General features: G+C 71.6%; 19 protein-coding genes and 1 pseudogene. 9 read left to right on the forward strand and 11 right to left on the reverse strand.

What is annotated here, in order from left to right:
• The 4 genes from K4G64_RS29475 to K4G64_RS29490 form a co-directional block, all read right to left on the reverse strand.
• On the reverse strand, positions 1-1,387 hold a 1,387-nt coding region (locus K4G64_RS29475; RefSeq protein ID WP_221759005.1), incomplete at its 3' end, for a HAMP domain-containing sensor histidine kinase.
• Positions 1,388-2,107 (reverse strand): response regulator transcription factor, encoded by a 720-nt coding sequence (locus tag K4G64_RS29480; RefSeq protein ID WP_221759006.1) that lies wholly within the window; start codon positions 2,105-2,107, stop codon positions 1,388-1,390. It abuts the gene before it with no gap.
• A gap of 117 nt (positions 2,108-2,224) precedes the next feature.
• Positions 2,225-3,301, reverse strand: coding sequence for an LLM class flavin-dependent oxidoreductase (locus tag K4G64_RS29485; protein ID WP_221759007.1), 1,077 nt, complete (start codon positions 3,299-3,301; stop codon positions 2,225-2,227).
• Between the two features lie 64 nt (positions 3,302-3,365).
• On the reverse strand, positions 3,366-3,956 hold the full coding sequence (locus tag K4G64_RS29490) for a TIGR03086 family metal-binding protein (RefSeq protein ID WP_221759008.1): 591 nt from the start codon (positions 3,954-3,956) through the stop codon (positions 3,366-3,368).
• A 62-nt stretch (positions 3,957-4,018) separates the two neighbouring features.
• Here K4G64_RS29490 and K4G64_RS29495 point away from each other — a divergent pair, with 62 nt between their 5' ends.
• Positions 4,019-4,852 (forward strand): DUF6597 domain-containing transcriptional factor, encoded by an 834-nt coding sequence (locus K4G64_RS29495; protein WP_221759009.1) that lies wholly within the window; start codon positions 4,019-4,021, stop codon positions 4,850-4,852.
• A gap of 13 nt (positions 4,853-4,865) precedes the next feature.
• Here K4G64_RS29495 and K4G64_RS29500 read toward each other — a convergent pair whose 3' ends face one another.
• Positions 4,866-5,756 carry an NADP-dependent oxidoreductase gene (locus tag K4G64_RS29500; RefSeq protein WP_221759010.1) on the reverse strand — a complete coding sequence of 297 codons (891 nt, stop codon included), beginning with the start codon at positions 5,754-5,756 and terminating at the stop codon, positions 4,866-4,868.
• Positions 5,757-5,880: 124 nt separating this feature from the next.
• On the opposite strand from K4G64_RS29500, the gene K4G64_RS29505 reads away from it, so the two are divergent.
• Both K4G64_RS29505 and K4G64_RS29510 read left to right on the forward strand, forming a co-directional pair.
• Positions 5,881-6,288, forward strand: coding sequence for a helix-turn-helix domain-containing protein (locus tag K4G64_RS29505; protein WP_221759011.1), 408 nt, complete (start codon positions 5,881-5,883; stop codon positions 6,286-6,288).
• A gap of 68 nt (positions 6,289-6,356) precedes the next feature.
• Positions 6,357-6,692, forward strand: coding sequence for a YnfA family protein (locus K4G64_RS29510; RefSeq protein WP_221759012.1), 336 nt, complete (start codon positions 6,357-6,359; stop codon positions 6,690-6,692).
• Between the two features lie 17 nt (positions 6,693-6,709).
• On the opposite strand, the gene K4G64_RS29515 is transcribed toward K4G64_RS29510, so the two are convergent.
• Entirely contained in the window at positions 6,710-7,147 is a 438-nt protein-coding gene (locus tag K4G64_RS29515; RefSeq protein WP_221759013.1) for an ester cyclase, read from the reverse strand.
• A gap of 127 nt (positions 7,148-7,274) precedes the next feature.
• On the opposite strand from K4G64_RS29515, the gene K4G64_RS29520 reads away from it, so the two are divergent.
• Positions 7,275-8,051: an SDR family NAD(P)-dependent oxidoreductase gene (locus K4G64_RS29520; protein WP_221759014.1), complete on the forward strand. Its 777-nt coding sequence runs from the start codon at positions 7,275-7,277 to the stop codon at positions 8,049-8,051.
• A gap of 6 nt (positions 8,052-8,057) precedes the next feature.
• Here the strand turns inward: K4G64_RS29520 and K4G64_RS29525 are convergent, their stop codons facing one another.
• Complete coding sequence (locus K4G64_RS29525) at positions 8,058-9,251, reverse strand: RtcB family protein (RefSeq protein ID WP_221759015.1); 1,194 nt, start codon at positions 9,249-9,251, stop codon at positions 8,058-8,060.
• Positions 9,252-9,422: 171 nt separating this feature from the next.
• On the opposite strand from K4G64_RS29525, the gene K4G64_RS29530 reads away from it, so the two are divergent.
• From K4G64_RS29530 to K4G64_RS29540, 3 genes are all read left to right on the forward strand, one after another.
• Positions 9,423-10,241, forward strand: coding sequence for a DUF3558 domain-containing protein (locus tag K4G64_RS29530; protein ID WP_221759016.1), 819 nt, complete (start codon positions 9,423-9,425; stop codon positions 10,239-10,241).
• A gap of 119 nt (positions 10,242-10,360) precedes the next feature.
• Positions 10,361-11,263, forward strand: a complete 903-nt coding sequence (locus K4G64_RS29535) for a DUF3558 family protein (protein ID WP_221759017.1) — start codon at positions 10,361-10,363, stop codon at positions 11,261-11,263.
• Positions 11,264-11,351: 88 nt separating this feature from the next.
• On the forward strand, positions 11,352-12,671 hold the full coding sequence (locus K4G64_RS29540) for a DUF2637 domain-containing protein (protein ID WP_221759018.1): 1,320 nt from the start codon (positions 11,352-11,354) through the stop codon (positions 12,669-12,671).
• 84 nt (positions 12,672-12,755) lie between these two features.
• On the opposite strand, the gene lysS is transcribed toward K4G64_RS29540, so the two are convergent.
• A complete protein-coding gene (lysS, locus tag K4G64_RS29545) occupies positions 12,756-14,504 on the reverse strand; it encodes a lysine--tRNA ligase (RefSeq protein WP_221759019.1) in 1,749 nt (582 codons plus the stop codon).
• 149 nt (positions 14,505-14,653) lie between these two features.
• On the opposite strand from lysS, the gene argS reads away from it, so the two are divergent.
• A complete protein-coding gene (gene argS, locus K4G64_RS29550; protein WP_221759020.1) occupies positions 14,654-16,417 on the forward strand; it encodes an arginine--tRNA ligase in 1,764 nt (587 codons plus the stop codon).
• Between the two features lie 209 nt (positions 16,418-16,626).
• Positions 16,627-17,412 (forward strand): DUF4253 domain-containing protein, encoded by a 786-nt coding sequence (locus K4G64_RS29555; protein WP_221759021.1) that lies wholly within the window; start codon positions 16,627-16,629, stop codon positions 17,410-17,412.
• Here K4G64_RS29555 and K4G64_RS29560 read toward each other — a convergent pair.
• The 3 genes and pseudogenes from K4G64_RS29560 to K4G64_RS29570 all read right to left on the reverse strand — a co-directional run.
• Entirely contained in the window at positions 17,378-18,610 is a 1,233-nt protein-coding gene (locus K4G64_RS29560; protein WP_221759022.1) for a PLP-dependent aminotransferase family protein, read from the reverse strand. The genes K4G64_RS29555 and K4G64_RS29560 overlap by 35 nt on opposite strands.
• 172 nt (positions 18,611-18,782) lie before the next feature.
• On the reverse strand, positions 18,783-19,685 hold the full coding sequence (locus K4G64_RS29565; protein ID WP_221759023.1) for an SAM-dependent methyltransferase: 903 nt from the start codon (positions 19,683-19,685) through the stop codon (positions 18,783-18,785).
• A gap of 106 nt (positions 19,686-19,791) precedes the next feature.
• Positions 19,792-20,706: pseudogene (locus K4G64_RS29570) on the reverse strand (transcriptional regulator); the annotation flags it as partial.

Raw genomic sequence — 20,706 nt, forward strand, 5'->3', positions numbered from 1 at the left:
TCACCGTCCCGCCCCCGTCCCGGCGATGGGCGAACGCCTCTCCCCCGTGTGCGAGGGCCACCTCGCGGACGATGGACAGCCCCAGGCCGGAGCCCGGCAGGGAGCGGGCGTCGGCGGCGCGGTAGAAGCGGTCGAAGACCCGGGCCAGGTCGTGATCGGTGATGCCGGGGCCGCGGTCCAGGACCTCGACGCGGATCGTGCCGGGCCGGGCGGGCCCGGCGACGACGATCTCGACGGGATCCCGGCCGCCCTGGTCGAACTTCACCGCGTTCTCGACGAGGTTGGACAGCGCCCGGGTCAGCATCCCGGGCCGCCCGTCGGTCGTGGTGTCGCCGCTCGCGCGCAGCCGGATCTCCCGGCCGCTGCGGCGCCGGGCCACCCCCGCCACCTCCTCGGCGATGTCGGCGAGGTCCACCCGGCGCGGCGGCTCGGTGTCGGACTGCCCGGCCGCGAGATCCACCAGCTCGTTCACCAGGTCGGTCAGCTCCCGGGCCTCCTGGCCGAGGTCGGCGACCAGTTCCTCGCGGGCCTTCGGCGGGAGTTCGTCGATCCGGCGCAGCAGGGAGATGTTCGTACGCAGCGAGGTCAGCGGCGTGCGCAGCTCGTGGCCCGCGTCCTGGACCAGCCGGCGCTGGTCCTCCTCGGACTGCGCGAGCCGGCCCAGCATGCGGTCGAAGGCCCGGCCGAGGCGGCCGACCTCGTCATGGCCGGCCACCGGCACCTGGATGCCCAGCCGGCGGGTGCGGGCGACGTCCTCGGCGGCGTCGGTCAGCACGACCAGGCGGCGCGTGATCCGCCGGGCCAGCCACCAGCCGAACAGCCCGGCGCCGACCACCACGGCGGCCATCAGCAGCAGCGTCCGCCGCTGGAGCGCCCGCAGCAGATCCTCGACGTCGCTGAACTCCTGCGCGACCTGCACCGCGCCCCGCCCGCCGCCGAGGGAGACGGTGGCGACGCGGTAGACGTCGCTGCCCACGTCGACGTCCTTGTGCTCGACGACCTGCCCGGACAGCGCCTCGGCGGCGATCCGCGCGTCGGTGCCGGTGACCGGCAGCCCCGGGCTGCCCGCGTCGACGACGTGCCCGTCCGGGCCGAGCACCTGCACGTCGGTGCGAGCCGGGCGTACGAGGTCGTGGCCGGGGGCGGCGGACGAGAAGTCGCCGGGGCTCATGTGGTTCTGCCGGACCTCGTCGCGCAGGTCCTGCACGACCTCGTCGAAGACCGTCTGCTGGTCCACCCGCACCAGCCGGGCGGCGGCGCTGTAGGACAGGATGCCGACCAGGATCGTCACGGCCGCCGTCACCGCCGCGAACGACACGGCGAACGTGGTGCGCAGCGAGACCAGCTTCGGCCGCCGCCCGGCCAGCAGGCGGCCCAGGCGGCCCACTCAGTCCTCCCGCAGCACGTAACCCACGCCGCGCACCGTGTGGATCAGCTGCGGCGCGTCCGGCTCGTCGAGCTTGCGGCGCAGATAGCCGACGTAGACGGCGAGGTTCTTCGAGCCGGGCCCGAAGTCGTAGCCCCAGATGCGGTCGTAGATGGTGGAGTGGTCGAGGACGATGCCCGCGTTGCGCACCAGCAGTTCCAGCAGTTCGAACTCGGTGCGGGTCAGTTCCAGCTCGCGCGCGCCGCGCCAGGCCCGGCGCGCCTGCGGGTCCATGCGGATGCCGGCCGCCTCGATGAACCGCTCCGGGAGCGCCCTCGGCGCCTCGGCCGCGGGTGCGCTGCCGGCCCCCACCGGGCTGGTGCGGCGCAGCAGGGCGCGCAGCCGGGCGAAGACCTCCTCCACGTCGAAGGGCTTGACCACGTAGTCGTCGGCGCCCGCGTCCAGCCCGGCGATCCGGTCGGCCGTCTCGACGAGGGCGGTCAGCATCAGCACCGGCGTGCGGTCGCCCTCGGCGCGCAGCACCCGGCACACCTGGAGTCCGTCGATGCCGGGCATCATCACGTCCAGGAGCAGCACGTCCGGACGGTTGCGGTGGGCCTGCGCGAGCGCCTCGACACCGTCGGCGACCGCCAGGACCTGGTAGCCCTCCAGGGTCAGGGCACGCTCCAGGGCGTTGCGGATGGCGCGGTCGTCTTCGGCGAGCAGCACGGTGTGGGGCACGCGTCCAGTGTGCCAAGCCGCCCGGCCCCCCAGGCCGTATGCGCTGCGCCGGGGCGTCCTTCTTACTCCCCTCTCACCAGGGGCCGGGCACCCCGGGAGCCGGGTCCTGCCGTCTCCTCACCGACCGTCGCGGGCGAGCCGGGACGCGTGCGTCGGGGCGTCCGGCACGTCCGCCGGACGGTCCACGGCGAACTCCTTGCGCAGCACCGGCACGACCTCCTCGCCCAGCAGGTCGATCTGTTCCAGCACGGTCTTCAGCGGCAGCCCGGCGTGGTCGATCAGGAAGAGCTGGCGCTGGTAGTCGCCCGCGTAGTCGCGGAAGGCCAGCGTCTTCTCGATGACCTGCTGCGGGGAGCCGACGGTCAGCGGGGTCTGCTCGGTGAAGTCCTCCAGCGACGGCCCGTGCCCGTAGACCGGCGCGACGTCGAAGTAGGGGCGGAACTCGCGCACCGCGTCCTGGGAGTTCTTCCGCATGAAGACGTGCCCGCCGAGTCCGACGATCGCCTGCTCGGGGGTGCCGTGGCCGTGGTGGGCGTACCGCTCGCGGTACAGCTCGACCATGCGCTTGGTGTGGTCGGCCGGCCAGAAGATGTTGTTGTGGAAGAAGCCGTCGCCGTAGAACGCGGCCTGCTCGGCTATCTCCGGGGAGCGGATCGAGCCGTGCCAGACGAACGGGGGCACGCCGTCCAGCGGGCGGGGTGTGGCCGTGAAGCCCTGGAGGGGTGCACGGAACTTCCCCTCCCAGTCGACGACGTCCTCGCGCCACAGGCGGTGGAGCAGGGCGTAGTTCTCGACGGCGAGGTTGATGCCCTGCCGGATGTCCTGGCCGAACCAGGGGTAGACCGGGCCGGTGTTCCCGCGGCCCAGCATCAGGTCCACCCGGCCGTCGGCCAGGTGCTGGAGCATCGCGAAGTCCTCGGCGATCTTCACCGGGTCGTTGGTGGTGATCAGGGTCGTGGCCGTGGAGAGGATCAGCCGCTCGGTGCGGGCGGCGACGTAGCCGAGCATCGTGGTCGGCGACGAGGGCACGAAGGGCGGGTTGTGGTGCTCGCCGGTCGCGAAGACGTCGAGCCCCACCTCCTCGGCCTTCAGCGCGATGGCGACCATGGCCTTGATCCGCTCGCGCTCGGTCGGTGTCCGGCCGGTGGTCGGGTCGGGCGTGACGTCACCGACGCTGAAGATCCCGAACTGCATGGTCGCTCACCCTCCAGGTTATTTACGGTTCAACTATACCCGGAGAACGACACCCTCCCTGCGGCTATTCCCAGTGGGGGTCCCTGCCGGTCCGCGCCAGCAGCCGCTCGAACGCCGACGCGCCCTCACCCTCGGGCACCGGCTCCCCGAACACGCCCATCCTCCGGGCCGTCGGCCCCAGCTCGTCCACCGCGCCCGCCAGCTCCGCCACGACCGCCTCGTCGGCACCCGGGAAGGCCTGGCCCGTCGCCCGCGCCAGGTCCCACACGTGCACCGTCAGATCGAGCAGCGCCATCGATCCGACCAGCCGCGCCGGCATGTCCATCCCACCGGTCGTGCCCTCCTCGGCACCGGGCGCGGACCAGGCCGCCACCAGCCGGTCCGCCTCCCGCGCGAACCGCTCACGCCACCCCGGGTCCTCGGCGACCACACCGGCCGTCTCGCCGAAGTCCGACGCCTCCTTCGCGGCCAGCCGCTGGAACTGCACGATCACCTGGAAGAGGTGATCGACCAGGGCCCGCACGTCGTACTCGGCACAGGGCGTGGGAGCGGCCAGCGCCGCGTCCGGAACGCCCCGCACCACCGGCACCGCCCGCTCCCTCGCCCGGGCCAGCAGCTCACCGATGCCGTGGGTCCTCACCGCGTTCGTGTCCATGCCCCGACCGTAGGCAGGCCGGGGGCTGCCCCTCTTGAAGAAACGCGACGTACGATCCGGCCATGGAGGCACCCCGCCACGACACCCGCGGGATCGTCGACCCGTCCGGGCTGCTCGACCGCGTCCGATTCCGCCGCCACGAGCCCGCCGAACCCCTGCGCCGGTACATCGAGTGGTACTGGCTCATCGACTGGGACCTGCCCGCGCCCTACGCCTCCCACATCGTGCCGCACCCCTCCGTCAACCTCACCTTCCAGTGGGACGAGGCCGAAGGGCCGCCGTACGCCGAGGTCACCGGCGTCGCCCTGGGCCTGTACACCAGGAAGCTGACCGGGCGGGGCCGCGTCTGCGGGGCGAAGTTCCGCCCCGGCGGCTTCCGGCCGTACACCCCCGAGGTGCCCGTCTCCCGCTGGACGGGCCGCGCGCTGCCCGCCCGGGAGGTGTTCCCGCAGATCACCGACGACACCGCCCGCTCGATCGTCACCGCCGACGGCGACCGCGCCCGGGTGGCCGCCCTGGACGCCGTCCTGCTCTCCCTGCCCCACACCCCGGACCCGCAGGCCGACCTCGCGATCGATCTCGTCCGGCACATCCGCGCCGACCGCACGGTGCGCCGCGTCGGCGACTTCGCCCACGCCGAGGGCCTGTCGGTGCGGGCCCTGCAACGGCTGTTCGCCACCTGCGTGGGAGTCAGCCCCAAGTGGGTCATCCTCCGCTACCGCATCCACGAGGCCCTGGAACAGGCCGGCACCCGCGACGACATCGACTGGGCCGCCCTCGCCGCCGACCTCGGCTACGCCGACCAGGCCCACCTCGTACGGGACTTCACGGCGACGGTGGGGGTGCCACCCACGGCGTACGCGGCGGAGACCCGGGCCGGACGCGCCGAGCCCTAGGCGGCCGTGCCTGTCAGGGCACGAGCACCAGCCGCCCCCGCACACCGCCCCCGTCCAGCCGGGCGTGCGCCTTCGCGGCGTCCTCCAGGGTGAACGTCTCGGCCACCCGCGTCGTCAGCACCCCCTCGTCCACCAGCCGCACCAGCTCCGCCAGTTGCGCCCCGTCCGCGCTCACCTCGACCGCGCCGGTCCGCACCCCGCGCACGGAGGCGGGCTCGGCCTGCGGGATGACGCCGATGTACCGGCCCTCGTCGCGCACCGCCGCCAGCGCCGGCTCACCGAGCACGGCGGCATCCAGCACCGCGTCGAAGTCCCGGCCCGCGACGGCGCCGCCGACGAAACGCCCGGCCCCCAGGGACCGCACGAACGCCTCGTCCCCCTCGCGCGCCAGGCCGGTCACCGATATCCCCCGGTGCGCGGCCAGCTGGACCGCGTACCCGCCGACCGCCCCGGCCGCGCCCGTCACCAGCAGCGCATCGCCCGGCGCGAGCTCCAGCCGGTCCAAGGCCTGCGAGGCGGTCAGCGCGTTCAGCGGCAGGGTCGCCGCCCGGACGGCGTCCACCGTGGCGGGCGCGAGAGCCGCCGCGTCGGTGTCCACGACGACGTACTCGGCGTGGGTGCCCAGCGGCTTGACCATGCCGTGGTCGAGGGCCACCACCTCGTCCCCCACGCTCCACGAACTGGCCACTCCCACCGCATCCACCGTCCCGGCGACGTCCCAGCCCAGCCCGATCCGCTTGCCCGCACCCCCGAAGACACCGGCCCGCACCCCCGCGTCCACGGGGTTGAGCGAGGCCGCCGCGACCTTGATCCGCACCTCACGCGCACCGGGCTCCGGCACCTCGGTCTCCACGACCTCCACGACGTCCGGCCCACCGAACGAATTCACCACTACAGCACGCACAGCGACACTCCTCGAATTGTCGGTACCGGGGACGTTCTCCGTCCCGGGCGCACAACCCTAGGAAGAGTTACTATCCAGCAGTAAGTAGTTACCTGGGAGTGCGTACCTACCCCGGAGGTGAGCCATGGCGACCGAGACGGCCGCCCAGCGGCGCGAGCAGGCCCGCATCGAATACGACGCGTTCCTCAAGAGCTGCCCCACCAACCAGCTCCTGGACCGCATCAGCGACAAGTGGGTCAGCCTCGTCGTCTCCGCCCTCGCCCCGGGCCCCCTGCGCTACAGCGACCTCGGCCGCAAGATCGCCGGGGTGAGCCCCAAGATGCTCACCCAGACCCTGCGCTCCCTGGAACGCGACGGCCTGCTCACCCGCACCGTCACCCCGTCCGTCCCGGTCCGCGTCGACTACGCGCTCACACCCCTCGGCCAGAACCTGGCCCTGCTGCTGACCGCCGTGAAGGACTGGGCGGAGAACCACTTCGACGAGGTCAGGGACGCCCGCGAGCGGTACGACGCCGAGAGCGCCGACGCCTGAGCCGAAACTCGAGCCGCCGCCTGACGGCGACGTCACGCGGCCGGGCCGGTCATGCGAAGCTGCTCACCATGCTCGTGCTCCGCTCCGTCGCCCTCTTCGCCGTCGCCGCGCTCCTCGAGATCGGCGGCGCCTGGCTCGTCTGGCAGGGCGTGCGCGAGAACAAGGGCTGGCTCTGGGCGGCCGGCGGCGTCCTCGCGCTCGGCGCCTACGGCTTCGTCGCGACCTTCCAGCCCGACGCCCACTTCGGCCGCGTCCTCGCCGCGTACGGCGGGATCTTCGTCGCCGGTTCGATCCTGTGGGGCGTGGTCGCGGACGGCTACCGTCCGGACCGCTGGGACATCACGGGCGCGCTGGTCTGCCTCGCGGGCATGGCCGTCATCATGTACGCCCCGCGGGGGAACTGACCCCCGCCCGGGCCTGCTCAGAACGGCTCGTCGGGCGGCAGCAGCCCCAACTGCCCCAGGAAGTCCATCTCGTCGAAGTACAGCCGGTAGTCGACGATCCGCCCGTCCTTCACGGTGGCGATGTCCACCCCGCGGATCCGGACCTCCTTCTGCGTCGGAGGCAGCGTCTCGCCGTTGGGCAGCTCCAGCGGCCCGGTGTTCCGGCCGCGGTAGATGCCCTCGTCGATGGCCGTGTCCCCGGCCTCGTAGGAGTGCAGCACCTCGAAGGTCGCCCCGGGGACGGCCTCGGTCATCGTCCGCCAGTACGCGACGATCGAGTCGCGCCCGCGCAGCTCCCCCTCGTCGGGGGTGAAGGCGACCGCGTCCTCGGCGTAGAGCTCGCCGACGGCCTTCAGATCGGTGTGCGCGGTGACCGCGTCCGTGAGCCGGTCCATGACCTCACGCGCCTCGCCCATGATCCACCTCCGGGAGAAACAGGGGATCACCCGTCCTCATTCTCCCACCGAGGGGCCCGCCTATCCTGGCCACGGGCCCGACGCGGACGCCGGGCCCGCCCACGCCCGAGGACCCGAGGAGCACCCCATGGCCACCGCCGCCCCGCCCGCAGCCTCCCGCATCGCCGTCGTCACGGGTGCGAGCAGCGGGATCGGCGCCGCCACCGCCCGGCAACTCGCCGCGGCGGGCTACCGCGTCGTCCTCACCGCGCGCCGAAAGGACCGCATCGAGGCCCTGGCCGAGGAGATCACCGCAGCGGGCCACCAGGCCACGGCGTACGCCCTCGACGTCACCGACCGCGCCGCGGTCGACGAGTTCGCCACGGCGTTCAAGACGATCGGGGTGCTGGTCAACAACGCGGGCGGCGCGCTCGGCGCCGACCCGGTCGCCACCGGCGACCCGGCCGACTGGCGGCAGATGTACGAGACGAACGTCATCGGCACCCTCAACCTCACCCAGGCCCTGCTGCCCAAGCTGATCGCGAGCGGCGACGGCACGGTCGTGGTCGTCTCCTCCACCGCCGGCCACGGCACCTACGAGGGCGGCGGTGGCTACGTCGCCGCCAAGCACGGCTCCCACGTCCTCGCCGAGACCCTGCGCCTGGAGATCGTCGGACAGCCGGTCCGCGTCATCGAGATCGCCCCCGGCATGGTCAAGACGGACGAGTTCGCCCTGACCCGCTTCGGCGGCGACGAGGAGAAGGCGGCCAAGGTCTACCAGGGCGTCGCCGAACCCCTCACGGCCGACGACGTCGCCGACACGATCACGTGGGCGGTCACCCGCCCCGCCCACGTCAACGTCGACCTCCTGGTCCTGCGCCCCCGCGCCCAGGCGTCGAACACGAAGGTGCACCGGGACGCGTAGCGCCGGTCAGCCCTTCACGCAGACGACCTGCTTGATCTTCGCCACGACCTCCACGAGGTCGCGCTGCTGGTCGATGACCTGCTCGATCGGCTTGTAGGCGCCGGGGATCTCGTCGACGACCCCGGAGTCCTTGCGGCACTCCACGCCCTGGGTCTGCTGCTCCAGGTCCTTCGTGGTGAACCGGCGCTTGGCCGCGTTGCGGCTCATGCGCCGGCCCGCGCCGTGCGAGGCCGAGTTGAAGGACTTGGCGTTGCCGAGGCCCTTCACGATGTACGAACCCGTGCCCATGGAGCCCGGGATGATCCCGTACTCACCGGAGCCTGCCCGGATCGCGCCCTTGCGGGTCACGAGCAGGTCCATCCCGTCGTAGCGCTCCTCGGCCACGTAGTTGTGGTGCGCGCTGATCTCCGGCTCGAAGGTCGGCTTGGCCTTCTTGAACTCCTTGCGGACCACGTCCTTCAGGAGCGCCATCATGATCGAGCGGTTGTGCTTCGCGTACTCCTGCGCCCAGAACAGGTCGTTGCGGTATGCCGCCATCTGCGGGGTGTCCGCGACGAAGACGGCGAGGTCGCGGTCGACCAAGCCCTGGTTGTGCGGGAGCTTCTGAGCAATGCCGATGTGGTGCTCGGCCAGTTCCTTGCCGATGTTCCGGGAACCGGAGTGCAACATCAGCCAGACAGAACCTGTCGTATCGGTGCAAATTTCGACAAAATGGTTGCCCCCGCCGAGCGTTCCCATCTGCTTGGTGGCACGTTCCTGACGGAACTTGACCGCCTCCGCCACCCCGTCGAACCGCGACCAGAAGTCGCCCCACCCCGCGGTGGCCAGCCCGTGGAACCGCCCGGGGTCGACCGGCTCGTCATGCATCCCCCGCCCCACAGGAATCACCTGCTCGATCCGCGACCGCAGCCGGGACAGGTCGCCGGGCAGGTCGTTCGCCGTCAGGGACGTCTTCACCGCCGACATTCCGCAGCCGATGTCGACGCCCACCGCCGCCGGGCACACCGCACCCCGCATCGCGATGACCGAGCCGACCGTCGCACCCTTGCCGTAGTGCACGTCGGGCATGACGGCCAGGCCCTTGATCCAGGGCAGCGTGGCGACGTTCCGGAGCTGCTGGAGCGCGCCCTCCTCGACCGAGGCCGGGTCGGTCCACATCCGGATCGGTACCTTCGCACCCGGTATCTCTACATACGACATAACGCCCTCAATCCCCCGTAGACGAACAGAAGTCTTCAACAGCAAATACCGGAGCCAAGGTCTACGAAAGGGAAATCGGACCGGCGTTCACGGCAGTGCGTGCGATACACATTGTGTTCATCGCCCGGCCTGGGGCGGCAAGCCAATATCCGTGTCGAGAGGGGCCACCACGTGCAACGGAAGGCGTACGTACCCGGTATCGCCGTGCTCCTCGCGGCGGTCCTGGCCGGCTGCACCGGCGGCTCGGGCGACGACGGAACGACGGACGGCTCCAACCAGGGCGACACCGGCACGGCATCGCCCGCCGCCGAACCCGGCCGCTACCGCACGCTCCCCGAGCCCTGCGCCGAGGTCAGCGAGAGCACGCTCGACGAACTCCTCCCGGGCATCGGGGAGATCGGCGACGAGGAGCAGCGCGAGAAGGCCTACGAGGGCGAGCCGACGACCACGTTCGACACCGACCGCAAGGTCGGCTGCCGCTGGAAGGTGGACTCCAAGGACGCCACCGACCACCTGCTGATCGACTTCGAGCGGGTCGTCTCCTACGACAACGCCGTCAGCGACGACAACCAGGCCGAGCAGCTCTTCGCGGAGCAGGAGGCCTCGGCCCATCTGCCCGTGCCGACCGCGACCGAGACGGCGGCCGCCGGCAGCACCCCGGCGGGCGGCGCGAGCGCGTCCCCGAGCGGCTCCCCCTCCCCCTCGGGCTCCTCCTCGCCCTCGGCGTCCGTGTCCGCCGCCCCGACCGAACTGCAGCCCCGGGTCCTGGAGGACCTCGGCGACGAGGCCTTCCTCGACGACGGGCTCAGCAGTTCCGGTTCGACGGCCAAGCAGCGGACGGTGACTGTGGCGTTCCGCACGTCCAACGTCATCGTGACCATCGAGTACGCGGAGCAGCCGGCGACCGTCGGCGTCGTCCCGGACAGCAAGGAAATGCAGGACAGGGCGCAGAAACTGGCCTCCCAGCTCGCGGATTCGCTCAGCGACTGAGCCTCTTTCACGGCCCCTTCACGCATACCCGCAAAGCACCCGAAGGAAGAACACACCGCTGCCTCACCGCGTACGGTGACCACTCGGACCCGTTCCGACCGCAGGGAACCACGAGCGTCATGAGTGAAGGAACCATGCAGCGACGAGCACAGCGAGAAGAGCGAACCCAGCGAGCGAAGCGCCTGAACCGCGTCCTTGTCTGCGCGGCCGCCGTCCCCGTGATGCTGGTCGCCGCCGGCTGCTCCTCGGACTCCGGCTCCGGCGACAGCACGGACAAGGCGGCCAAGGCGGCGGCGTCGGCGTCCGCCAGCCCGTCACCGACCGTGCAGGCGGCGGCGTACGGCAAGCTCCCGGAGCCGTGCAAGGCGTTCTCGAAGAAGACGCTGGAGGACCTCGTCCCGAAGAGCAAGTCCGGCAAGGAGGGCAAGTCGGACGACATCTCGACCCGGGGCAGCTGCTCCTGGAACAGTCTCGACAACAACGGCGTGAAGGGCTCGCAGTTCCGCTGGCTGAACGTGTCGATGCTGCGCTTCGAGTCGGACGTCACCCGCGGCCCGGCCGACAAGCTGGCCCGGGAGTACTTCGAGAAGCAGGTGCAGGAGGCCCAGGCCGTCGAGGGCGCGAAGAGCGTCAAGACGGAGCCGGTGGCCGGTACGGGCGACCAGGCGACGGCCGTGCACTACGACCTGAAGAAGAAGGAAGGCACCTTCAAGCAGCAGACGGTCGTGGCGCGTGTCGAGAACGTCGTGGTCACGCTCGACTACAACGGCGCGGGTCTGGCCGGTGACAAGACGCCGAGCGGCTCCGACATGCTGAAGGACGCGAAGAAGGCCGCCAAGGAGGCGGTGGACGCGGTGTCCGAGGCGAACGGCAAGGGCGGCAAGGCGGGCGGCACCGCTTCGAAGACGCCGTCGAAGTCCCCCTCGAAGTCGGCGTCCAAGTCGCCGTCCAAGGAAGCCTCGGACGAGCCCTCGAAGGGCACCTCGTCCTCGCCGTCGAAGAAGCCCGCGGCGAAGAGCTGAGCATCTCCGTCGGGAACCGGCCACCCGTTCTCCGGACACATGTGCCACCCTGTTGCGCGCAACAACATGCAAGGGGAGGGGAGTACGGGTGGCCGCGCCACTGCAGCTGACTCGGATGCACCGCGTTCTCATCGGCGTGGTCGTGGCCGGCGCCGTGATCATCGCCGGTATCGGCTTCGCCGGTTCGTACGCGGCGGTCCGCGAGTTGGCCCTCAAGAAGGGCTTCGGGAACTTCTCCTACGTCTTCCCGATCGGCATCGACGCGGGCATCTGCGTCCTGCTGGCCCTGGATCTGCTCCTCACCTGGATCAGGATCCCGTTCCCCCTGCTGCGCCAGACGGCGTGGCTGCTGACGGCGGCGACGATCGCCTTCAACGGCGCGGCCGCGTGGCCGGATCCGCTCGGTGTGGGCATGCACGGGGTGATCCCGATCCTGTTCGTCGTCTCGGTCGAGGCGGCCCGGCACGCGATCGGCCGTATCGCCGACATCACGGCCGACAAGCACATGGAGGGCGTCCGCCTCACGCGCTGGCTGCTCTCCCCCGTCCCCACGTTCCTCCTCTGGCGCCGGATGAAGCTCTGGGAGCTGCGCTCCTACGAGCAGGTGATCAAGCTGGAGCAGGAGCGGCTGGTCTACCAGGCGCGGCTGCGGTCGCGGTTCGGGCGGTCGTGGCGCCGGAAGGCTCCGGTGGAGTCCCTGATGCCGCTGCGGCTGGCGCGGTACGGGGTGCCGTTGGCGGAGACGGCTCCGTCGGGGCTGGCGGCGGCGGGTATCGAGCCGGCGCTGATCCCGCCGGCTCCCCAGCAGGCGCTGGACGCCGCCCCTCCTGCCGCCCGGTCCGCGGCCGGTCCCGACGCTTCCGCGCAGCCGGCCCCCCGCAGGGCGACGACGCCTCCCGGCGAGCAGCGTCTGGAGCTCGACGGAGCCCCCGCCCCCGAGTTCCTGGAAGCAGAGCCCGAACCCGACCAGAGTCCCTGGTTCAACACTCCCCGCGAGGTCGAGTACCAGGGTGGCTACGACCCTGCCTACGACCCGGAGCGGTACGCCCAGTGGTTCGCGGAGCAGCAGCAGGCCGAGCAGTACCTGGAGGACCAGCCGCTCGAGACCCCGTCCCCGGAGGACACCGGCAGTTTCCCCATACCGGTGGGGCCGGGCCGCACCCGTGAGCTGGGCGAGGGCGGTGGCACCCCGCCCCCGGGCGCCGCGCCCGTCGCGGAACCGGACGAGGAGTCGTTCTACCAGGTCTTCAAGCAGTCGATCAACGGCAGCTACCCCACGCCGCGTGAGCTCATGGACAACGTGGAGGCGGAGTTCGGCATCGGCCTGCCCGCCGAGGATGCCAAGCGCATGGTCAACCGCTTCACGAACCGTCACAACGCGGAACTGGAAGAGGACCACATCGCATAGCCGGGGGCAATTTCGGAATCACTTATTCCGGAGATGACACCAGAAGGGGCCCTCCGGCTGGAGGGCCCCTTCCCTGTCGGGCGACTACTGACCGAGCAGCGCGCGCACCCGGTCCTGCCCCACCGCCAGCAGCAGCGTGGGCAGCCGCGGCCCGGTGTCCCGGCCCACCAGCAGGTGGTACAGCAGCGCGAAGAAGGACCGCTGGGCGGTCTTGATCTCCGGCGGCAGCTCCTTCGGCGTGGCGTCGGCGGGGAACCCGGCCTGCACCTTCGGCACGCCGTACACCAGGTGCGTCAGACCGTCGAGCGACCAGTGCTCGGCCAGTCCGTCGAGCAGCAACCGCAGCGACTGCTGGGAGGCCTCGTCGAGCGACTTCAGCAGCTCGGCGTCCGGCTCGTCCCGCACGATCGTCCGCTGGTCGGCGGGGACGTGCGTGTTGATCCAGGCCTCGGCCTTGTCGTAGCGCGGGCGGGCCTCGTCGAGCGAGGTCAGCGGCTGCTCGGGGTCCAGCTCGCTGAGGATGCGCAGCGCCTGGTCCTCGTGCCCGGCGGTGATGTCCGCGACGGACGCCAGCGTCCGGTACGGCAGCGGCCGGGGCGTGCGGGGCAGCTCACCGGCGGCCGTGCCCACGGCACGCGCGTGCGCGGCGACGTCGGCCGGCAGGGCGCTGCCGTCGGCGACCTTGGCGTCCAGCCGGTCCCACTCGTCGTAGAGCCGCTGGATCTCCTGGTCGAAGGCGACCTTGAAGGACTGGTTGGGCCTGCGGCGCGCGTACAGCCAGCGCAGCAGCTGCGGCTCCATGATCTGCAGGGCGTCGGCCGGGGTGGGCACGCCGCCCTTGGAGGACGACATCTTCGCCATGCCGGAGATGCCGACGAACGCGTACATCGGGCCGATCGGCTGCTTCCCGCCGAAGATCCCGACGATCTGCCCGCCGACCTGGAACGACGACCCCGGGGAGGAGTGGTCGACGCCGGAGGGCTCGAACACGACCCCCTCGTACGCCCAGCGCATCGGCCAGTCGACCTTCCAGACCAGCTTGCCGCGGTTGAACTCGTTCAGCCGGACCGTCTCCGAGAAGCCGCACGCGGTGCAGGCGTAGGTCAGCTCGGTGGAATCGTCGTCGTAGGAGGTGACGGTGGTGAGGTCCTTCTCGCAGTTGCCGCAGTACGGCTTGTACGGGAAGTACCCGGCGGCGGTGGAGCTGCCGTCGTCCTCACCGGCCGCGCCGGAGCCCTCGGCGGCCTCCAGCTCGGCCTCGTCGACCGGCTTCTGCCCCTGCTGCTTCTTGGCCGGTGCCTTCTTCGTGCGGTACTGGTCGAGGATCGCGTCGATGTCGCCGCGGTGCTTGATGGCGTGCAGGATCTGCTCGCGGTACACGCCGGAGGTGTACTGCTCGGTCTGGCTGATCCCGTCGAACTCCACGCCCAGCTCGGCCAGCGACTCGATCATCGCGGCCTTGAAGTGCTCGGCCCAGTTCGGGTGCGAGGAGCCCTTCGGCGCCGGGACGGACGTCAGCGGCTTGCCGATGTGCTCCGTGTAGCTCTCCTCGTCGACCCCGGCGATGCCCTTGGGCACCTTGCGGTACCGGTCGTAGTCGTCCCAGGAGATCAGGTGCCGCACCTGGTGGCCCCGGCGGCGGATCTCGTCGGCGACGAGGTGCGGGGTCATGACCTCGCGCAGGTTGCCGAGGTGGATGGGGCCCGACGGGGACAGCCCGGACGCGACGACGACGGGTTTGCCCGGGGCCCGGCGCTCCGACTCCTCGATGACCTCATCCGCGAAACGGGAGACCCAGTCGGTGGTCTCGGTGCTCTGAGCCACGATCGGCACGTCCTTCTTTCTGCATCGGGCAGCCGGTACGGTCGCACGGCTGACGGCACCATTGTCCCAGACCCCCTCGCGCCCGGAAAAACGGCTTTACCCCCATGGGATACTGGCCGGGTCCATCGATTTCCCCTAGGAGAACGGCACCCTCGCCCATGGCCTCGGTCACGTCCCTCAGCGACTCCGTCCACCAGCGCCTCGCGGCGGCCCTTTCGGCGGCTCTGCCGCAGGCCGGTTCCGCGGACCCGCTGCTGCGACGAAGCGACCGGGCCGACTTCCAGGCCAACGGGATCCTGGCCCTCGCCAAGAAGGAGAAGGCCAACCCGCGCGAGCTGGCCACGCAGGTCGTCTCCGGGGTCGAGTCGGGTGAGCTGATCAAGGACGTCGAGGTCTCCGGCCCCGGCTTCCTCAACATCACCCTCACCGACAGCGCGATCACCCGGAACCTCGCCGCGCGCTACGCGGACGACACCGGCCGCCTCGGCGTGCCGCACGCCGAGCAGCCGGGCACCACGGTCATCGACTACGCCCAGCCGAACGTGGCGAAGGAGATGCACGTCGGCCACCTGCGCTCCGCGGTGATCGGCGACGCGGTGGTGCGGCTGCTGGAGTTCACCGGCGAGAACGTGATCCGGCGCCACCACATCGGCGACTGGGGCACCCAGTTCGGCATGCTCATCCAGTACCTGGAGGAGCACCCGCACGAGCTGGACCACAAGGCCGACGAGGCCTCCGGCGAAGAGGCGATGTCGAACCTCGACCGCCTCTACAAGGCCGCCCGGGGGCTCTTCGACGCCGACGAGGAGTTCAAGACCCGCGCCCGGCGCCGGGTGGTGGACCTCCAGGCGGGCGACCCGCAGACGCTGGCCACGTGGCAGAAGTTCGTCGACGAGTCGAAGATCTACTTCTTCTCCGTCTTCGAGAAGCTGGACATGGAGATCCGCGACGAGGACATCGTCGGCGAGTCGGGTTACAACGACATGCTCGCCGAGACCTGCCGCCTCCTGGAGGAGTCGGGCGTCGCGGTCCGCTCCGAGGGCGCCCTGTGCGTCTTCTTCGACGACATCAAGGGCCCGGACGGCAACCCGGTCCCGCTGATCGTGCAGAAGTCCGACGGCGGCTACGGCTACGCGGCGACGGACCTCTCCGCGATCCGCGACCGCGTCTTCAACCTCAAGGCGAACAGCATCATCTACGTGGTGGACGCCCGGCAGTCGCTCCACTTCAAGATGGTCTTCGAGACGGCCCGGCGGGCGGGCTGGCTGGGCGACGACGTGAAGGCCCACCAGCTGGCGTTCGGCACGGTCCTCGGCAAGGACGGCAAGCCCTTCAAGACCCGTGAGGGCGAGACGGTCCGCCTGGTCGACCTCCTCGACGAGGCGATCGACCGTGCCTCGGCGGTCGTCCGCGAGAAGGCCCAGGACCTCTCCGAGGAGGAGATCGCCGAGCGCGGCACCCAGGTGGGCGTCGGCGCGGTGAAGTACGCCGACCTGTCGACGTCGGCCAACCGCGACTACAAGTTCGACCTGGACCAGATGGTCTCGCTCAACGGCGACACCTCCGTCTACCTCCAGTACGCCTACGCCCGTATCCAGTCGATCCTGCGCAAGGCCGGCGCCTCCCGCCCGGCCGCGCACCCCGAGCTGGAGCTGCACGAGGCGGAGCGCGCGCTGGGCCTGCACGCGGACTCGTTCGCGGCGACGGTGGCGGAGGCGGCGGCGGAGTACGCACCGCACAAGCTGGCGGCGTACCTCTACCAGCTGGCGTCGCTGTACACGACGTTCTACGACAAGTGCCCGGTCCTGAAGGCCGAGACGCCCGAGCAGATCGAGAACCGCCTGTTCCTCTGCGACGTCACGGCCCGCACCCTGCACCGGGGCATGGCCCTGCTGGGCATCCGGACGCCCGAGCGGCTCTGACGCCGGGCGGCTTGGGCGCCGGGTCCTCCCGCGACCGCATCGAGGGCGGCACTCCCCAGGGGGTGCCGCCCTCGGGCGTCAGCGCTGAGCCGTGGTGTTCGCGCGAAAGGGTCATGTCCCAACCGTAGGGACGAACAGGTCAGTTGCCGTCCGCTACGGCGGTCGTCGGCCGGGTCGGATTGTCAGTGGCCGGCTCTACAGTCACCACCATGGCGACTCTTCCCAACCCTCTGCCGAAGCTGACGGCAGACCCGAGCGGCGGTTCGCTCGGCCTCCGGCTCCCCGCCGGGACGCTCCTCGACACCACCGACGAGGGCTCCTGGCACGAGCCGTTGCTGTGGTGCGCCGGTGAACGGGCCGTCCCGGGCGGCTGGACGGCGCTGGAGCCGGCCCGTCGGGCGGGGCTCCTGCCGGTCGTCCTGGAGACGGGCGACGGCCACGGCGGCCCGGACCGCTGGGAGTTGATGCCAGGCGAGGTGTCCTACCCCGGGGACCACGATGCCGAGGAGGTCCTGGCGGAGCACTGGGAAGAGCACGCCACCCAGGGCGAGGCCTGGCCCGGCCCGGCCGATGCCGCCCTCGGGGACCAGGACCCGGACACCGTGGCCGCCGGCACCGTGGACGCCCTGCTCGGCGACGGCGGCCCCTTCAAGGACCCCCGCCTCGCCCTCGTCCCGGCCCGCCGCAGCGCGGACATCCCGACGGCGGTCGGCTGGACGGGCCCGGCGAACCACGAGGGCGACACGGCCCGGCTCAGTGCGGTGCTCCGCTCCTGGGAGGACCGCTTCGGCATACGGGTCACCGCCCTCGGCTTCGATCACCTGCTGGTGTCCGTGGCCGCCCCGCCCACCACCGCGGCCGCCGCGGAAGCCGTCGCCGCCGAGCACTTCGCGTTCTGCCCGGACGGCATCCACCAGGGCCCGCACCCGACCCTCCGCGTCTACGCCGAGCACCAAATCCTCAACCGGCGGACGTGGCACTTCTGGTGGGACTGAGCCCCTCCCCCAGCCTGCGCAGCCCTTCGCCGATCTCCTCGGGCGTCTGCGTCACGAAGCACAGCCGCAGGGTGGTCCGGTCCGGCGTTCCCGGGTAGAAGGGGGCGCCGGGGACGTAGGCCACGTTCTGCCGGACCACATGCGGCAGGAGGGCCGTGGTGTCGTACGGCTCCGGCAGGCGCGCCCAGAGGAACATGCCGCCCTCGGGCCGCTGCCAGACCGATCCTTCGGGCAGCGCCCCGGTGAGCCCGGAGAGCATCGCGTCGCGGCGGTCGCGGTACACGCCGGCGACGCGGGCGACATGGGCGTCCAGGTCGTTGTCGGCGAGGTAGCGGGCCGCGGCGAGCTGGTTGACGGTCGGGGTGTGCAGGTCGGCGGCCTGCTTGGCGACGGCACAGGCGCGCCGCAGCTCGCCGGGTGCCCGCAGCCAGCCCAGCCGCAGCCCGGGCGCCATGACCTTGGAGAAGCTGCCGAGCAGCACCGTCCGGTCCTCGGCGCCCGGGTGGGCGGCGATCCACGGCACGCGTGCACCCTCGTAGCGCAGCTCCCCGTACGGGTCGTCCTCGACGATCCACAGTCCGCGCCGGGCGGCGACCGACGCCACGGCGGCGCGCCGCTCGGCGGGCAGCGTGCGGCCGGTGGGGTTCTGGAAGGTGGGCACGGTGTAGAGCAGCTTGGGCCGCTCGCGCACGACGAGTTCCTCCAGCGCCCCGGGGTCGATGCCGTGCTCGTCGCCGGGCACGGCCACGATCCGCGCTCCGGCGAAGCCGAAGGCCTGGAGTGCCGCCAGATAGCAGGGGCTCTCGACGAGGACGGTGTCCCCGGGTTCCAGCAGCGCGGTGGCCAGGAGCGAGAGGGCCTGCTGGGAGCCGGTGGTGACGAGCAGGTCGTCGGGGCCGGTCGGCAGGGAGCGCGCGGTGGTCCGGGCGGCGAGGGCGTCGCGCAGCGCGGGTTCGCCCTCGGTCGTGGAGTACTGCAGTGCCCGCGCGGGCGCTTCGGCGAGCACCGCCTCGTACGCGGCGGCGATGCCCTCGGCGTCGAACAGCTCCGGCGCCGGGAGCCCGCCCGCGAAGTTGATCACCTCGGGGCGGGCCGTGACGGCGAGGATGTCCCGTACGGGGGAGCCGCCGACGGCCCGCGCCCGCGCGGCCAGGGGCGGCACGGGCGAGCGGGTGGGCAGGGGCTCGGCGACGGTCATGACACGGCTCCTTCGGCTGCGGTGACGCCTGGTGCCCCGCAGCCTAGGGAAGTACGTGTCGTCTACAAGCAGGTTTCCGGTATCCGGACGCCCCGCCGGTCGCGGTGGCGGGGCCGGCGGCTCACCCTTGGCCCCGGTCACCTGACGGAAGCCGTGGCTCACCTGGCTCGGCTCACCCCTTGGCGCCGATCGCCGCGTACACGTTGATGTCCGCGTCCGTCACGTCGTTGATGTCGCGGTAGCGCACCTTCTCGATCTCCTCCAGCCCGGCGAGGTAGGACTCCTCCGGCTGCTCGGGGACGGGGGCGGCGTGGTCGGGCCGCCAGCGGTGCGCCGGGACGATCCCCGGGTCGGCGACCTTCAGGCCGTTGTTCGTGAAGAACCGCTCGACATCGGCCCGGGACCGCAGCACGAAGGTGAACCCGCGCTCGGTGTAAGTGCGCTGGACCGCGCGGATGTTCTCGGGGTTGAGGTCCTCGGTGAGGTGGCTCAGCACCAGCCGGCTGCCGGCGGGCAGTTCGTCGATCAGCCCGCTCACCAGCGGATACGCCTCCTCGTCCGCGACGAAGTGCAGGACGGCGACCAGGCAGAGCGCGACCGGCCGGTCGAAGTCCAGGGTTTTGGCCGCCTGTTCGAGGATGCGGGCCGGGTCCCGCAGATCGGCGTCGATGTAGTCCGTACGCCCCTCGGGGCCGCTGGCCAGCAGGGCGCGGGCGTGGGCGAGCACCACGGGGTCGTTGTCGACGTACACGACGCGCGCCTCGGGCGTGAACCGCTGCGCGATCTGGTGCACGTTCTCGGCGGTGGGCAGCCCGGTCCCGATGTCCAGGAACTGCCGGATGCCGTCCTGCTCCACGAGCGTGGTCACCGCACGCCGGAGGAAGTCGCGGTTGTGCCGTACGTCGAGATACCCGCGCGGGTTGGCGGCCAGCGCGGCGGCGGCCGCGTCCCGGTCGGCAGGGTAGTGGTCCTTGCCGCCGAGGAAGACGTCGTAGACCCGGGCCGGGTGCGCCTTGCTGCTGTCGATCCTCCTCTGCAGCTCGGCTGGGTCCTGACTGAGGGCGTCACCGGACATGGACGTCTCCCTGAAGGTAGGTTGTTCAATCAACAACCACTACGACGGTCAACCACCTAACGATTCAATCGACTTGGTAGTGCCGGTGCGATCGTCCGGAGGCCGACTACTGCGTGGTCCCTTCCTCGACCCACTTCTCGCCGCCCAGCGGGAACTCGTACGCCGGACGCCCGTTGTTGCCGCTCGTACGGAACGGCCGGCCGTGGTCGTCCACGGTCAGGGTGCCCGTCCGGTCGCCGCTGGACCAGTCCAGCTCCAGGTACCAACTGACGTCGTACGCCGAGGCATCCGCCCGGATGTAGTACACCTCCGGGTCACTCTCACTCACCTTGAAGGGGAAGTCCGCGTGCCCCGCCTCGGGCACGACCCCCGGGCGCGCGGCGTCGAGGGCGACGGTGAAGAACCGCGTCGGCACGCCACCGCCGCAGCCGACGCCGGGATACCCCATGGCGTAGTCGTTCCAGGCCAGCGGCGCACGCTTCCCCGCCATACGGACCGTCAGCCGCTTGACGACCACGGTCTCCTGCCCCTTCCCCTGCACGGTCAGTTTCAGGAACTGCTCCCCCGACGGCACAGCCCGGTTCGCCGCCACCCAGCCGGGTGCGTCCTGCTCCAGCGGCGGCGGCCCGACCCGCCCCGGCGGCAGATCGATCAAGTAGCGCTGGGAGCAGGGGCTTTCCCAGGCGTGCGGCTCCGTGTCCACGGTGAGGGGAGCGGAGGCGGGGGCGTCGTCCCGCCCGGTGCCGCCGGTGCCGGGGCCTGTGCCGGTGCCTGTGCCGGGTGAGGCCGAGGTGGGGGACGCGGCAGGCCCCTTGCCCTTCCCGTCCTTGTCCTTCCCCTCGCCCTTGTCCTCACTGCCCGCCGACGACGAACCGGCCGAGGGCGACACGGAGGCCGCCGTGCCCGAGACGGCCCAGGGCCCGCACGGTCCCGCGCACCCGTTCGTCGTGGGCGGGCAGGAACCCGACCCGGGGGATGAGCAGTGACGAGGCGTCCAGGCCGGGTGCGCCGTAGGACTGCA

The organism is Streptomyces sp. WAC04114 (assembly GCF_019733245.1).
GTDB lineage: Bacteria > Actinomycetota > Actinomycetes > Streptomycetales > Streptomycetaceae > Streptomyces > Streptomyces massasporeus_A.